This is a genomic window from Herbaspirillum sp. 1173, from assembly GCF_031455335.1.
Lineage (GTDB): Bacteria > Pseudomonadota > Gammaproteobacteria > Burkholderiales > Burkholderiaceae_D > Herbaspirillum > Herbaspirillum huttiense.
Genome location: NZ_JAVDSP010000001.1, coordinates 438,199 through 451,833, shown reverse-complemented (window position 1 = coordinate 451,833; position 13,635 = coordinate 438,199). Strand labels below are relative to the sequence as shown.

Below are 13,635 nucleotides of genomic sequence, written 5' to 3'. Positions count from 1 at the left end.
TGCCGATACAGGCCCGGCACTGCCGGACTTACTCTTGAGCGATTCCCTCCCCCTCCCAGGAGCCGCCATGCCCGCTACCGTTGCAGACATTCTCATCGACACGCTCTACGAGATCGGCGTGCGCCAGATCTTTGGCGTCGTCGGTGATGCCTTGAACCCGCTGACCGACGCCATCCGCCGTGACAAGCGCATCGAATGGATCGGTGTACGCCACGAAGAAGGCGCCGCCCTGGCCGCCGCCGGCCAGGCCAAACTGACCGGCCGCCTGGCCGTGTGCTGCGGCACCACCGGCCCCGGTGCCAACCACCTGGTGGCCGGGCTCTACGAAGCCCGCAAGGACCACGCGCCGGTGCTGGCCATTTCAGGCGGTGTGCCCGCGGCCAAGCGCGGCACCGACTATTTGCAGGAAAATTCACCCGACATGCTGTTCCGCGATGTGGCTGCCTACAGCCAGGTCGTCACCAGCCCGGAACAGGCCCCCGCCGTGTTCCACCAGGCCATCGCCCAGGCCTATGCACAGCGCGGCGTAGCGCACCTGAACATTCCTGCAGACATCATCGGCGCCAAGGTCAGCGGCACCGTCCCCAGCATTCATACGCTGCGTGAACGCAGTGAACTGGCCCCGCCGGCCGCCGAGATTGCCGCTGCGGCTGAACTGATCAATGCCGCCGGCTCGGTGGCCATCTTCGCCGGCAATGGCTGCCGCGGTTCCATCGACCAGGTGCTGGCCCTGGCCAGCAAGCTGCAGGCTCCGGTCATGCATACCTTCCGAGGCAAGGATCTGGTGGCTTACGACCATCCGCACTGGATCGGCGGAGTCGGCCTCATTGGTGGCGCGCCTGGCACTGATGCCCTGCATGGTGCAGAGGTGATGCTGATGCTGGGCTCGGATTATCCGTATTCGGAATTCCTGCCGACCAAAGCCAAGATCATCCAGATTGACGAACGCGGTTTCGTGCTCGGCCGCCGCGCCCCGGTCACGCTGGGCATTACCGGCTCGGTCGGACCGGCCGTGCAAGCCTTGCTGGAAAAGGTCGACGGCAAGACCGATGGCAGTTTCCTGCAGAAAGCCAATGCCGATCGTGAACGCTGGAACAGCAAGCTGGACAGCGCCGCCGAGATCAAGCGCCATCACAAGAAGATCAAACCGCAAAGCGTGGCCCGGGCCCTGAGCGACCTGGCCGACGATGATGCGCGCTTCGTGATCGATACCGGCGTGGTCACGCTGTGGTGCGGCAACTGGATCCGCCAGCGCGGCCAGCAGCGCCTGCTGGCCTCGTTCAACAATGCCGCGGTCGGCACTTCGCTTGGCCAGGCCAATGGCATCCAGGCACTGGACCGCGAACGCCAGGTGATCGTGGGCGTGGGTGACGGCGGCTTCACCATGCTGCTGGGCGAGTTCATGACCAGCGTGGAACACAAGCTGCCGGTCAAGGTGATCGTCTTCAACAACCGTGAATGGGGCCTGGTGCATCTGGAGATGGAAGAAGCCGGCATGCCTGCCTTCGAGGGCTCGGAATTCCCCAATGCCGACTTCGCCGCCTTCGCCCGTGCCTGTGGCGGCCAAGGTTTCACTGCGCGCGCCCCGGAAGAGTTGCAGGAGAGCCTGCAGCAGCTGCTGGCCGCGCCTGGCCCGGCGGTGCTGGATGTTTTCATCGATCCGTCGGAGCTGCCCGTCATGCCGCACATCAAGATGGAGCAGATCTGGAAATTCGGCCTGGCCAAGGTCAAGGAAAGCCTGATTGCCATGCAAGGAGGATGAACCATGGATGCCATCGAACAGCAACGAGAAGAGTACGCCAGGCAGCTGCGCCTGCGTTTCGAGCAATACAAGCGCTGGGCCATCGAGCACTGGCCCGTGGCGGAACAGCCGCTGGACGACAGCGCGTTCATTGCGGCCGAACGTGAACTGGATCTGCTCACCGGCACCATGCTGCACCCGGGCCGCAAACCCGACGGCATTCCCGCCAGCGGCGCGCAGCAAACGCAGTTCGAAGACGTGACGCCAGCACCCTGGCCGTGAAATCTGCGCGGGGAGAAATCTTCCTCGCGCATTCTTACGTGCGGTTGCGCCTCCCGCTTATAGGGGGGCAGCGGCAGGCGCAGTAAGCTTCATCTCACAGGCTGCACCGCTTGCCAGCCCATTCCATCAGACCAGAAGGAGAACAGCATGAGCGAAAGCAAAACCGGCAAGGACCATCGTCCCAACCAGTACGACACGCCGTCCGAAGTAACGCTGGATGAGGCCAATGAGATGAGCTTCCCCGGCAGCGATCCGGTGTCCACCTCCAACATCACGCGCATCGAAAAGGCGCCCGAGATGGACAAGGCCAAGGACGACCACCAGAACAGCCACCGGGTCAAGGAAAACACCCCCAAGGCCAACTGATCCAGTTGCGCCCGATTCCTGGGCGGCCGGTGCATGCCGGCCGCTTTTTTATTTGATGAAGGGAGAACCATGATGAGCAATCGCTACAACCAATTGAAGGTCGCCGTGCTGGTGACCGATGGCTTCGAGCAGGCCGAACTGCTGGAACCGAAAAAGGCGCTGGAAGCCGCCGGCGCGACGGTCCACATCCTCTCCGACAAGAGCGACAGCGTGCAGGGCTTCAAGCACGTGGACAAGGGCGAAGTGGTCAGTGTCGATGGCAGCCTGGATAGCGCCAATCCGGCTGATTATTCGGCCGTGCTGCTGCCGGGTGGCGTGGTCAATGGCGACGCCATGCGCCTGCTGCCCGAAGCCCGCAATTTCGTGCGCGCCGCCAATGATGCGGAAAAGCCCATCGCCTCCATCTGCCATGGCGGCTGGCTGCTGATCTCGGCGGGCATCGCCAAGGGGCGCACCGTCACCAGCTGGCCCAGCCTGCAGGACGACTTCAAGAATGCGGGTGGCCAGTGGGTCGACCAGGAAGTGGTGCGGGACGAAAACTTCGTGTCCTCGCGCAAACCCGCCGATATCCCGGCCTTCAACAATGAATTCATGAAACTGCTGGATGAGCAGCAGCGCCGTGAACAGCGCCAGCAACCCGCCGACGCTGCAGGCGATGGCTCCATCTCTGCCGGCGGCTCCTCCAAACCGCAATTGTCGGAGAAAGGCAGTGCCCCGGCCGCACCGCCCAACCATGAAAGCGAAGCCTTTGCGGTCGCCCATGGCGAATCGGCGCAAAGCGATGGTTAAGCACGGTTTCAGGCTGATATGAAGGAAAGTGAAAATCGAGGGCTAGCCCCTCGATTTTTTATGGCCGGGCGACGGGTTGGCTCTGAAGCGCGCGCCTGTTGCGTGAAGGAATTGACCAAAACTGCCAGCCCTGAAAATGAGCATGCCGCCCGGACCACGCCGGACGGCATTGGCAGCACCAAGGACGCCAGGCAAATGGCCGGCATCCATCGGCGGCCTAGCCCCTCTGTTCCGCTTGATGCTTGTGCATGGCTTCGGCCAGCAGTGCCAAGGCAGCCTTCTCGGCCGCTTTACGTTTCTTGCAGATACGCACCGGTTGCGCACCGAGGTCCAGCAAATCCATGTGCCAGAGTTCATCAATACGGGTATCGATGTAGGCGACGTATTTGTGCTTGTCCAGCTTGGTGACACGCGGCATGAAATGACCGGCTTGCTGCTGTTCGACGGAGCGGGCGAAGTGTTTCATGGCAAGTCTCCTGGGCACACGGGCGTGAGGGGGGGACGGCATGACAGGGAGCGGGAGTGAAGCTGACTACAGCTTAGTCGATCAACGCCGCAAGGGAAGGTTTATTTCATTTGCAGAGCTGATCGACTGAAGGGATGACGATTATTTCTTGGCGGCATCCACAGTTTTCTTCAGATCACGGCCCATCTGCAGGTGTTCCTGCAGGCCCGGCAGCGTCTTGGCGGCAAAAGTCTTCACATCCGGATCTTGAGCTTCCTTGGACGACTTCTGGAACAGCTTGACCGCATCTTCATGGGCGGACACGCCAATCATGCTGGCATAGCGCTTGTCGAAGGTATTGCCCTTGAGCTTCTCCAGGATGGCGATCTTGGCGCGCTGGGCCATGCTCGGTTCGGCCGGCAGGGTGACATCCTTGCTCGAGGCCAGTTGCTTGAGTTGCTCATCCACCGTGGTGTGCTGGTCGATCATTTTCTGGGCGTAATCCTTGACGGCCTGGTTGCTGCTCTTTTCGAGCGCGATCTTGCTGGCTTCGACTTCGGCATGACCGGCTTCGGCGGCGTTGGTCATGAAGCTCTTGTCCTTGCTGTTCACGGACTCGGCCGCGGCATTGAAGGACAAGGCGGCCCCGGCGATCATCAGGAGGCCGGCCCCGATCAGGCGGCGGCTGGCGCAGGTGTGCGGGCGGGATTGAATATTCTGCGTACGTTGCATGAAAGGCTCCTTGTCGTGTGGATGATGGATCAGCTTCTGCCCCATTCGGGGCTGCCATGTTTTCACTGTAGTCAGGAAGCGCGGCGGCTTGCATCAGACAGCGCCAATGACCGATGTAAGAATCGATGAGCGGGATGGCGCCCGGATCATGCGTGACTCATGCGTGACTCACTGCTGACGGCGGCGATTGCGCAGATACAGCACCTGCCCCAGCAATGCGGTAAAGAGCAGGAACACATTGGAGACTACAAACACCCAGTCCCCTTGCAGGACGCTGTAGGCGACGAAGCCGGTAGAAGCCGCCAGTTGGCCCGCAAAGAGCCAGTGCGAGACGCCCTGGGTGGAGCGGCTGCGCCACTGTTCGTAGACCTGGGAGGAGATGGTGAGCAGAAGGATGAGGGTCGCGCCCCAGCCGATGAGGTCGGTGATGTGATCGGACATGATGGTCGAGATGAGCCCGTGAAGGCCCGGCAAGCTAATGGTGTGCCGATGGTGGACCAAGCCGGCAGCGGCCACAGTCGGCCAGCGCCGCGAGGCGGTGTAGGAAGTTTCCCCGGCAGCCCTGCAACGCAGGTCGGCGCATTCGCACGGGCCTGCGCGAATTGGCCGACCCGACAAAGGGCGCATGTGGCATTGCGGCATCGGCCTCACTTCCCTAGTCTGGAGTGGAAGTCAAGATCCCCCTTCAGATCCCCCTTTACAGCCATTCCCATCCACTCAGGAGGTCAACATGCACGCTACCCGAACCATTGCCGACGTCATGACACGCGGTGTCCATACCTTGAGCCCGGATGATTCCGTCATCCGGGCCGCCCAGGCGATGGAGTCACTGGACGTAGGCGCCCTGCCCGTCTGCGATGCCCAGCACAATCTGGTCGGCCTGGTCACCGACCGCGACATCGTTCTGCGCGCCGTGGCCCGCAATCGCCTTTCCGAGAGCCTGCCGCTGACCGAGGTAATGAGCCACGAGGTCCTGTGGTGCTACGAAGATGAGCCTGTAGATGATGTGCTGGACGATATGGTGCAGCGCCAGATCCGCCGCCTGCCCGTGATGGACCGCCAGAAGAATCTGGTCGGCATGGTGAGCCTGGGCGACGTCGCCGCCAAGACCCAGAATCGCGGCGTGGGCAACGCACTGGCGGAGATTTCCTTGCCCGCTGCACCGGTGCGTCCGGCACAGGAAGTGTCGCCTTCTGGCGACTTCGAATTGCCGGAAGTGCGCAATAGTGACATGCACGAGGTCAATATCGGCCACAACTAGTACTGGCGCGGCTTTGCGGGGCATCTGGAGAGACGCGCTGTAGGTGTTTTCCTACGCGTTTATTGGACACTGTCCGATCTTCTTTTTTGCGCTGCATCGCTACTATGTATCTCAACGAACTCGAAACCGAGGACCCCACATTCCGATACGAACGTCCCCCTCCGTCGTGTCATGAATACAGTCCATCCCCCATCGGTTTATCCCCACGAGTCGTTTTCATAAGCAGAAATTCTCCGGCGATTCCCCCGATCCCCGGCGTCTTATATCCCTCCCCCTCAGGCCGCCTCCCCAGGCGGCCTTTTTTTTATCTTCATTTTTATCCGCATTGGTTTCTTCACCTGAAGAATGGTTCGCATGGGTCGAATGATTCACTTGCCCTGTCCGGCGATAAACGCCAGAGCATCGGCATAGGCCAGTTCGCTGGTCGTGCGCAACATCGGGCAGACATGGGTAGAGACCGGCTCCTGCGGCGCTTGCGGGGAAGCGCCGATGAGCACGATGCCGCGAAAGCCGCCTTCCTCGGATTGCTGCACGCCTGGCTGCATGAGCGCTCCTCCTTGCGCATCGGCCACGGGGCCGCTCAGTTCGCCCAGATGGTGACCGCCGGGAATGTCGATGGGAATGCTCATGGTGTGCTCCTCTGTTCAAGGTGAAAGACCCGGCAGGAAGAAACCTGTGCCGCCCGCGCCACTGACGCAGGTCAGGCAATGCAGCCTCTTTCCCCGCGCCGGGCCAGGAAGAAGTATTCTTGTCAGCATAAGAAACACTGAAGGCAAAGGCAGCAAGAAGCCACCGGCTCTCTGCGTAGGAAGCGGCGAAGATGAGTCTCTCCGGGGGGACAGGAGAGGCAGACGTTGCGCAGGGGTGGCTGGGGGATGCTGTCGCCTGGGGTGCTTGCCTCTCTGTCTGGAACCGTCATGCCCATCAATTACCTGCGCCGTCTGACCAGTCCGGCGCGCACCGATCTCTCCAACCGCCATCTGGGGCGTTCACTGGCCTTCATCGCCGGCGCCGTCAATGCGGGCGGTTTCCTGGCCGTGGGCCAATACACCTCGCACATGTCGGGCATCGTCTCCTCGCTGGCCGACAACCTGGTGCTGGGGGAAACCCTGCTGCTGGTGGCCGGCGCCAGTGCCTTGCTGTCGTTCCTGCTGGGAGCGGCCTGTTCGGCGGTGATGATCAATTGGGCGCGGCGGCGCGGCCTGCACAGCGAATACGCCATGCCGCTGATGCTGGAAGCCATGCTGTTGCTGTGTTTTGGCATCCTCGGCAGCAATCTGGAAAATCACCGTCTGCTGTTCGTGCCGGTGACCGCGGCCTTGCTGTGCTTCGTGATGGGTCTGCAAAATGCCATGATCAGCAAGATTTCGCGATCGGAGATCCGTACCACCCACGTCACGGGCCTGGTCACCGACATCGGCATCGAGATCGGCAAGATGTGCTACTGGACCCTGGCCCCCCGCCAGCCCCATGAGGCGGTGACGGAAGATCCCGTGCCGGGTGCGCGGCGCAAGTTCATGCTGCTGTCCTCGCTGTTGCTGATGTTCTTCCTGGGGGGCGTGACGGGTGCTTTTGGCTTCAAGGCGCTGGGCTTCCTCGCGACCATGCCGCTGGCAGCCGCATTGTTCCTGCTGGCGCTGGTGCCGATGATGGATGATCTGGCACGCAATTGAAGCCTCCCATCGGAGGCGGGCTGCAGGCAACAAAAAAGGCGCTCAACGCGCCTTTCGTTTTATTGTTATCGACTTAGGTGCACCGCCCGGTTCCTGAAGCCAGTGGAGCGCAGGGTCCTTCGTTGGAACGGCTGCCTGATGCGATCAGGGTCCTGGTACGGCGGCTGAGTCTGCCTGAGGTGGCCGCTGGGGCCGCTTTCTCAGCCTTGCTGCTGGGGATTGCTGTCCGACTGCTGCGGCTGCTGGGCGCCATTGCCCTCTTGCGGCGTGCTCTGGTTCATTTGCGGCTGGGCCGATGCACTGGCGCCATTGCCACCATTGCCGTTCTGAGCAGCGGCGGCCGCGGCGGCATTCTTGCGGCCATGGCTGTTGAGGCCACCCTTGCGTCCGGCTTCCCGGGCTTCGGCGGAGGTGAACTCATGGGCGGCACCCTTGGCGTGGGCGGCCTTGCCTCCCATGCTGGCGATCTGGCGCTGTTTCTCCCTATCCATGGCGGCGAAGCCGCGATTGCTGTTCCCCGGATTTTGTGAATTTGCCATGTGTGACTCCTTGTCTTGGATGATCGAATGGAGCAGACATTTGTCATTCGCCGCCCTCTTGCTCTGCGCGAGCATGCAAATGACAACCCAACTTTTGTCCACATCTGCAGTGTAGAAAGCCTCACCGATCCTCACTATCGGAAGAGCTCTTCTGCCAAGGTCAGCAATGGCTGTCAGACAGGTAGGAAAAACTGAAGATGAGCTTGCATTTTCGGTATCAATTGCTGATGGATCAGCGATCTTCGGCATTGCACCCAGGAAATTTCACGTGATTGAAAGCCCAAAGGCAGTTTTTTTCACACCTCAAAACAATTACTGTATATTTATACAGTCTTTGCTTTTACCCGCACTTTCCTGCTGTTTCGCATCCTCGTTTTCTTGCCATGTTGACATCCAGCTCTCCGGTCCCTCGTCCGGAAATCATCCACCCCTCGCTCTGGCTGGCCTCCCAGCTGGCGCGCGGTGGTGCGCGCGGTGTCGCCAGCGGATTCGAGGCGCTGGATGCCGAGCTGCCCGAACGCGGCTGGCCGCCCGGGGTGCTCATCGAGCTGCTGCTGCCGCAGGAGGGCGTGGGCGAGCTGCGCCTGTTGCGCCCGGTACTGGCGCGTGCGCCCGCCACTGCCCGGCGCCCGCCGCAGGCTGGCCGGATCGCCCTGCTGCAGGCCCCACACCAGGTCAATGCCCCCGGCTGGGCGCATATGGGGGTGGAAGCATCACGGCTGCTGCAGTTGCAGGCCGATCATGCGGCCGACGCCTGCTGGGCTGCCGAGCAGGTCTTGCGGGCCGACAGTTGCCAGGCCCTGCTGATGTGGCAGCCGCGCTTGCGCAAGGGCGATCATGACTTGCTGCGACGCCTGCATGTGGCGGCGCAGGCCGGTCAGACGCTGTTCTTCATGCTGAGGCCGCTGTCCTGCGCGCGCGAGCCTTCCCCCGCGCCCCTGCGGCTGACGCTCAAGCCGGCGCGCGACGGGCTGGAGATCGGTTTTCTCAAGCGCCGCGGACCGCTGCGCGAACAAAGCCTGTTTCTCCCTTTGCTGCCTTCACCGAATTTGCAACGCCATGTCACCCCTGTGGATCGCCGTACACCTGCCACTGCTGCCGCTGGAAGTCTTCCGTCCGAACTGGCTGGATGAGGAAGCGGCCGTGGTCTTCGAGCGCGATCGCGTATCCGCCCTGACGGCACCGGCGCGCGCGCTGGGCGTGCACGAAGGCATGCGGCGTGGCGGCGTGCAGTTGCTGGCACCGCAAGCGCATCTGAATGAGCGGGATATCCTGCGGGAGCAAACCACCTTGCAGCAAGCCGCCCTGGCCCTGCTGCAATACACGCCCCAGGTCACGCTGGCCGAAGAGGCCTGCATCCTGCTGGAAGTGGGCGCCAGCCTGCGCCTGTTCGGCGGCATCCGGGCCTTGTGCCGCAAGATCCGCGTGACTATCGCCCGCATGGGACTGTCGGCTACCCTGTCCTGCGCCGTTACGGCGACCGGATCTTGGCTGCTGGCGCGCTACGGCTACGTGCGTACCCTCAATCATCGTTCCCTGCAGCGCCGACTGGACCGCCTGCCAGTGGTTCTGCTCACCGCCGCCCGTGCCCATCTGGAATGGCTGCACGGGCTGGGCTGCCGCCAGTTGGGTCAGGTGCAACGCCTGCCCCGCGCCGGTCTGCAGCGCCGCTGCGGCAAGGACTTGCTGGCCATGCTGGACCGCGCCTATGGTGCCGCACCCGAAGTGCATGACTGGATCGTGGCACCGCCAACCTTCCAGGCCCGGGTGGAGCTGCCGGACCGCATCGAGCACACCGACATCCTGGCCGCCTATGCTCAAGGCTTGCTGGCCCAGCTGGCCGGCTGGCTGACGGCACGCCAGTTGGCCATCAAGAAGCTGTGCCTGTGGCTGGAACATGAACGGGGACGGCAGGCAGTGGCACCGACCGGGCTGCAGATAGCGCTGTCGGTCCCGGCCTGGCAGGAAGACCACCTGCACACCCTGGTCAAGGAAAAGCTGGCCCGTTCCTCCCTGCCCGCCCCGGCCATCGCCCTGGGGCTGGCCGCCGATGAACTGGAAAGCCAGCAGGCGGCCAGCGAGATGCTCTTTCCCGAACCCGGCGGCAGTGCCGAGGATCACCAGCGCCTGCTGGAACTGCTGGTGGCGCGTCTGGGCGCGGACAAGGTGCAGCAGGCCGCCCCGCGCGCCGATCACCGGCCCGAGATCGCCAACCGCTGGTGCAGCGTGATGCAGAGCCCCGCCAGCCTGCCGGCTGCCCTGAACACCGATGCGGCACGATTGCCGCCGCGTCCGCTGTGGCTGCTGGCCGAACCCTTGCCCTTGCGGATGCAGCAGCACAAGCCCTTCTATCGCAGTGCGCTGGAATTCACTTCGCCGCCCGAACGCATCGAAGCCGGCTGGTGGGAAGGCCGGCCATTGACGCGCGACTACTTCACGGCGCGCGATGCCAGCCATGCCTATTACTGGATCTTCCGCCAGTGGCGCGGCGGCGAGTGGTCCGACGAGGAGCCGCAGTGGTTCCTGCACGGCCTGTTCGGCTAGGAGCACGGCATGCAAGCTTCCCTGCCCTTGGGCGTCCCCCAGACCGGCCTGCCCGACTATGCCGAACTATATTGCCGCACCAACTTCAGTTTCCTGCAAGGGGCCTCGCATGCGCAGGAACTGGTGGATCGTGCCATCGAACTGGGCTATCGGGCCCTGGCCATCACCGACGAATGCACCATGGCCGGGGTGGTGCGCGCCCATGCCGCCTGGGTGGAACAGGTCCATCGCGGCAAGGCCAAGGATTTCAAGCTGCTCATCGGCAGTTGCTTCCGATTTACAGCCTTGAAGGACGATCCGGCCCATCCCCTGGCCAGGATGACCCTGGTGGCCCTGGCCAGGAATCGTGAGGGCTATGGCAACCTCTGCGAACTCATCACCCTGGCGCGCACCCGCGCCGAAAAAGGCAGCTACCTGCTGTCGCCGGAAGACCTGAGCCAGCCGCCGCCCGCCCTGTCGCACCTGCGCACCCTGCCCGATTGCCAGTTGATCCTGGTGCCGGACTACCCGGCCGATGAAGAAACGCTGGATGCGCAATTGCGCTGGTTCGCCCCGCTGGCCCCCGGCCGCTCATGGGTCGGCATGACGCGCCTGTACCGTCCGCTGGACGACCTGCATCGCGCTGCCATCGATGCCGCAGCACGGCGGCATGGCTTGCCGCTGGCGGCGGTGGGCGATGTGCAGATGCACCAGCGTTCGCGCAAATACCTGCAAGATGTGGTCACGGCCATCCGCGTCGGCAAGCCGGTGCAGGAATGCGGCCTGGCCCTGGCCCCCAATGCCGAACAGCACCTGCGGCCACGCATGCGGCTGTCGCTGGTGCACAGCCCGGCCACCTTGGCCCAGACCCTGGCGGTGGCGGCCGGTTGCCAGTTCAGCCTGGCTGAATTGCGATATGAATATCCTGACGAACTGGTGCCGCTGGGCATGAGCCCGGCCGACTACCTGCGGCAGGAAACCCTGGCCGGGGCCTTTAAACGCTATCCGCAAGGGATGCCGGGCGAGGTGCGCGCACAGATCGAGATGGAATTGTCCCTGATCGCCCAAAAGGAATATGAAGCTTATTTCCTGACGGTCTACGACCTGGTCAAGTTCGCCCGTTCACGCGGCATCCTGTGCCAGGGGCGCGGCTCGGCGGCCAACTCGGCGGTGTGCTACTGCCTGGGGGTGACCGAGGTCGATCCCACCTCCACCCGGCTGCTGTTTGCCCGCTTCATCAGCGAAAAACGGGAAGAACCGCCCGACATCGACGTGGACTTCGAGCACCAGCGCCGCGAAGAAGTGATCCAGCACATCTACCGCAAGTACGGCCGCCGCCGCGCTGCGCTGGCGGCCGCCGTGCACAGCTACCGGCCGCGTGGCGCTCTGCGCGAGGTCGGCAAGGCACTGGGCGTGGATGCGGCCATCGTCGATACGGTGGCCAAGTCGCAGCACTGGTTCGACAGCCGGGAAGAATTGCTGGCCCGCTTTGCCGAAGCCGGTCTGGACCCGGAACTGCCGCAGATCGGCCTATGGGCCAGCATCACCGGCAAGCTGTTGCGCTTTCCGCGCCATCTGTCGCAGCACACCGGGGGCTTCGTGATCGCACGCGGGCAGTTGTCGCGGCTGGTGCCGATCCAGAATGCGGCCATGGAAGAGCGTTCCGTCATCGAATGGGATAAGGATGACTTGGAGTCGTTGAAGCTGCTCAAGGTCGACGTGCTCGCGCTAGGCATGCTGACCGCCCTGCGCCGCTCGCTGGAACTGGTGAGCCTGCGGCGCGGCCTGCCCCAAGTCATGCAGATGTACGACATTCCGCGTGAAGATCCGGCCACGTTCGACATGATCTGCAAGGCCGATACCATCGGCGTGTTCCAGATCGAGAGCCGCGCCCAGATGAGCATGCTGCCGCGCATGCAGCCACGCACCCAGTACGACCTGGTGGTGCAGGTCGCCATCGTGCGGCCGGGGCCGATCCAGGGCGGCATGGTCCATCCCTACCTGCGGCGGCGGGAATTGGTGCGCAGCGGCGGCAGCTTCGACTATCCGGACAACACCAGCAAGAGCGGCAAGATCAGGAAAGTGCTGGAGCGCACCCTGGGCATCCCGATCTTCCAAGAGCAAGTGATGGATGTGGCCATCGAGGCTGCCGGATATTCCCCCAGTGAAGCCGATGACCTGCGCCGCTCCATGGCCGCCTGGAAGCGCAAGGGCGGCATGGGACCGCACCATGAACGGCTGGTGCTGGGCATGACCGACAATGGCTATTCACGTGAATTCGCCGAGAGCATCTTCAACCAGATCGAGGGTTTCGGCGAATACGGTTTCCCCGAAAGCCATGCCGCCAGCTTTGCCCTGCTGACCTATTTCAGCAGCTGGCTCAAGTGCCACGAGCCGGAAGCCTTCCTGTGCGGCCTGCTCAACAGCCAGCCCATGGGCTTTTACTCGCCCTCTCAATTGATCCAGGATGCACGCCGGCATGGGGTCAAGGTCCTGCCGGTGAACGTCTTGCGCAGCCGCTGGGAATCCATTCTGGAGCTGGACCCGACCGGCCAGGCGCGTCCGGCCGTGCGGCTGGGCATGAGCCTGCTGCGCGGCATGCCCGAACAGGCGGCGCAGCGTATCGAGCAGGCCGGGGCCGAACGTCCCTTTGTCGATGTCGATGACCTGGCCCGGCGCGCCGGACTGGATCGGCACGCCCTGCAGGCACTGGCAGCAGGTGATGCCTTGCGCGAGCTGGCCGGACACCGGCGCGCTGCGCTCTGGCATGCGGTAGGCGCAGTGCCCGACCGTGACCTGCTGCGCACGGCAGCGCGCGGGGATGACGCGGTCCAGCTGGAGGCACCCGGCGAAGGCGACCAGATCGTCGACGACTACCGCGCCATGAATTTGACGCTGCGCCGCCATCCGCTGGCGCTCTTGCGCCCGACCTTGCAGCGGCGGCGCTTCATGAGCGTGGCCGACCTGAACACACTGCAGAACCGCCAGTTCGCCTGCTGCTGCGGCATCGTCACGGTGCGCCAGCGGCCGGGCACGGCCAAGGGGGTGATCTTCATGACGCTGGAGGATGAGACTGGTTCAGCCAATGTGATCGTCTGGCCTTCGGTGCTGGAACGGCAGCGCAGCGAGGTCTTGAATGCGCGCTTGCTGGGGGTGTATGGCAGCTGGCAGTGCCATGGAGAAGTGCGCCACCTGGTGGCGGGACGGCTGGAAGACTGGACCCATCTGCTGGGCGAGCTGCAGCCGCGCAGCCGGGATTTCTTCTGAATGCGTGCTGAAGCGAA

General features: G+C 63.4%; 13 protein-coding genes and 1 pseudogene. 9 read left to right on the top strand and 5 right to left on the bottom strand.

The genetic code is table 11. The annotated features are described in order from the left end of the window. Window positions 1–67: 67 nt before the first annotated feature. From J2X56_RS02100 to J2X56_RS02085, 4 genes and pseudogenes are all read left to right on the top strand, one after another. The gene (locus J2X56_RS02100) at window positions 68–1,762 is read left to right on the top strand and encodes a thiamine pyrophosphate-binding protein (protein WP_209569000.1); all 1,695 of its coding nucleotides are present in this window, start codon (window positions 68–70) and stop codon (window positions 1,760–1,762) included. Window positions 1,763–1,765: 3 nt separating this feature from the next. Next, the gene (locus J2X56_RS02095; protein WP_209569003.1) at window positions 1,766–2,023 is read left to right on the top strand and encodes a hypothetical protein; all 258 of its coding nucleotides are present in this window, start codon (window positions 1,766–1,768) and stop codon (window positions 2,021–2,023) included. Window positions 2,024–2,170: 147 nt separating this feature from the next. Continuing rightward, the gene (locus J2X56_RS02090) at window positions 2,171–2,389 is read left to right on the top strand and encodes a hypothetical protein (RefSeq protein WP_121040144.1); all 219 of its coding nucleotides are present in this window, start codon (window positions 2,171–2,173) and stop codon (window positions 2,387–2,389) included. A 72-nt stretch (window positions 2,390–2,461) separates the two neighbouring features. Then, window positions 2,462–3,010, top strand: a pseudogene (locus J2X56_RS02085) (type 1 glutamine amidotransferase domain-containing protein); the annotation flags it as partial. A gap of 385 nt (window positions 3,011–3,395) precedes the next feature. On the opposite strand, the gene J2X56_RS02080 reads toward J2X56_RS02085, so the two are convergent. The 3 genes from J2X56_RS02080 to J2X56_RS02070 all read right to left on the bottom strand — a co-directional run bounded on the left by J2X56_RS02080 (window position 3,396) and on the right by J2X56_RS02070 (window position 4,796). Continuing rightward, on the bottom strand, window positions 3,396–3,644 hold the full coding sequence (locus tag J2X56_RS02080) for a hypothetical protein (protein ID WP_121040142.1): 249 nt from the start codon (window positions 3,642–3,644) through the stop codon (window positions 3,396–3,398). A gap of 141 nt (window positions 3,645–3,785) precedes the next feature. Next, entirely contained in the window at window positions 3,786–4,355 is a 570-nt protein-coding gene (locus J2X56_RS02075) for a DUF4142 domain-containing protein (protein WP_209569005.1), read from the bottom strand. A gap of 168 nt (window positions 4,356–4,523) precedes the next feature. Next, window positions 4,524–4,796: a PQ-loop repeat-containing protein gene (locus J2X56_RS02070; protein WP_034329984.1), complete on the bottom strand. Its 273-nt coding sequence runs from the start codon at window positions 4,794–4,796 to the stop codon at window positions 4,524–4,526. Between the two features lie 289 nt (window positions 4,797–5,085). Between J2X56_RS02070 and J2X56_RS02065 the strand changes: the two genes are divergently transcribed. Next, on the top strand, window positions 5,086–5,616 hold the full coding sequence (locus J2X56_RS02065; RefSeq protein ID WP_134136267.1) for a CBS domain-containing protein: 531 nt from the start codon (window positions 5,086–5,088) through the stop codon (window positions 5,614–5,616). 368 nt (window positions 5,617–5,984) lie between these two features. On the opposite strand, the gene J2X56_RS02060 is transcribed toward J2X56_RS02065, so the two are convergent. Continuing rightward, window positions 5,985–6,245, bottom strand: coding sequence for a hypothetical protein (locus J2X56_RS02060; RefSeq protein ID WP_134136265.1), 261 nt, complete (start codon window positions 6,243–6,245; stop codon window positions 5,985–5,987). A 288-nt stretch (window positions 6,246–6,533) separates the two neighbouring features. On the opposite strand from J2X56_RS02060, the gene J2X56_RS02055 reads away from it, so the two are divergent. Beyond that, window positions 6,534–7,289 carry a YoaK family protein gene (locus tag J2X56_RS02055; RefSeq protein WP_034336803.1) on the top strand — a complete coding sequence of 252 codons (756 nt, stop codon included), beginning with the start codon at window positions 6,534–6,536 and terminating at the stop codon, window positions 7,287–7,289. A gap of 200 nt (window positions 7,290–7,489) precedes the next feature. Here J2X56_RS02055 and J2X56_RS02050 read toward each other — a convergent pair whose 3' ends face one another. Further along, a complete protein-coding gene (locus J2X56_RS02050) occupies window positions 7,490–7,828 on the bottom strand; it encodes a KGG domain-containing protein (protein ID WP_034336800.1) in 339 nt (112 codons plus the stop codon). 383 nt (window positions 7,829–8,211) lie between these two features. Between J2X56_RS02050 and imuA the strand changes: the two genes are divergently transcribed. From imuA to J2X56_RS02035, 3 genes are read left to right on the top strand one after another with little or no spacing between them, the layout of a single operon-like run. Beyond that, the gene (gene imuA / locus J2X56_RS02045) at window positions 8,212–8,961 is read left to right on the top strand and encodes a translesion DNA synthesis-associated protein ImuA (RefSeq protein WP_121040128.1); all 750 of its coding nucleotides are present in this window, start codon (window positions 8,212–8,214) and stop codon (window positions 8,959–8,961) included. After that, window positions 8,888–10,372, top strand: coding sequence for a DNA polymerase Y family protein (locus J2X56_RS02040; protein ID WP_121040126.1), 1,485 nt, complete (start codon window positions 8,888–8,890; stop codon window positions 10,370–10,372). Before imuA ends, J2X56_RS02040 begins: the two co-directional genes overlap by 74 nt. Before the next feature lie 9 nt (window positions 10,373–10,381). Beyond that, window positions 10,382–13,618 (top strand): error-prone DNA polymerase, encoded by a 3,237-nt coding sequence (locus J2X56_RS02035; protein ID WP_209569009.1) that lies wholly within the window; start codon window positions 10,382–10,384, stop codon window positions 13,616–13,618. Window positions 13,619–13,635 lie beyond the last annotated feature (17 nt).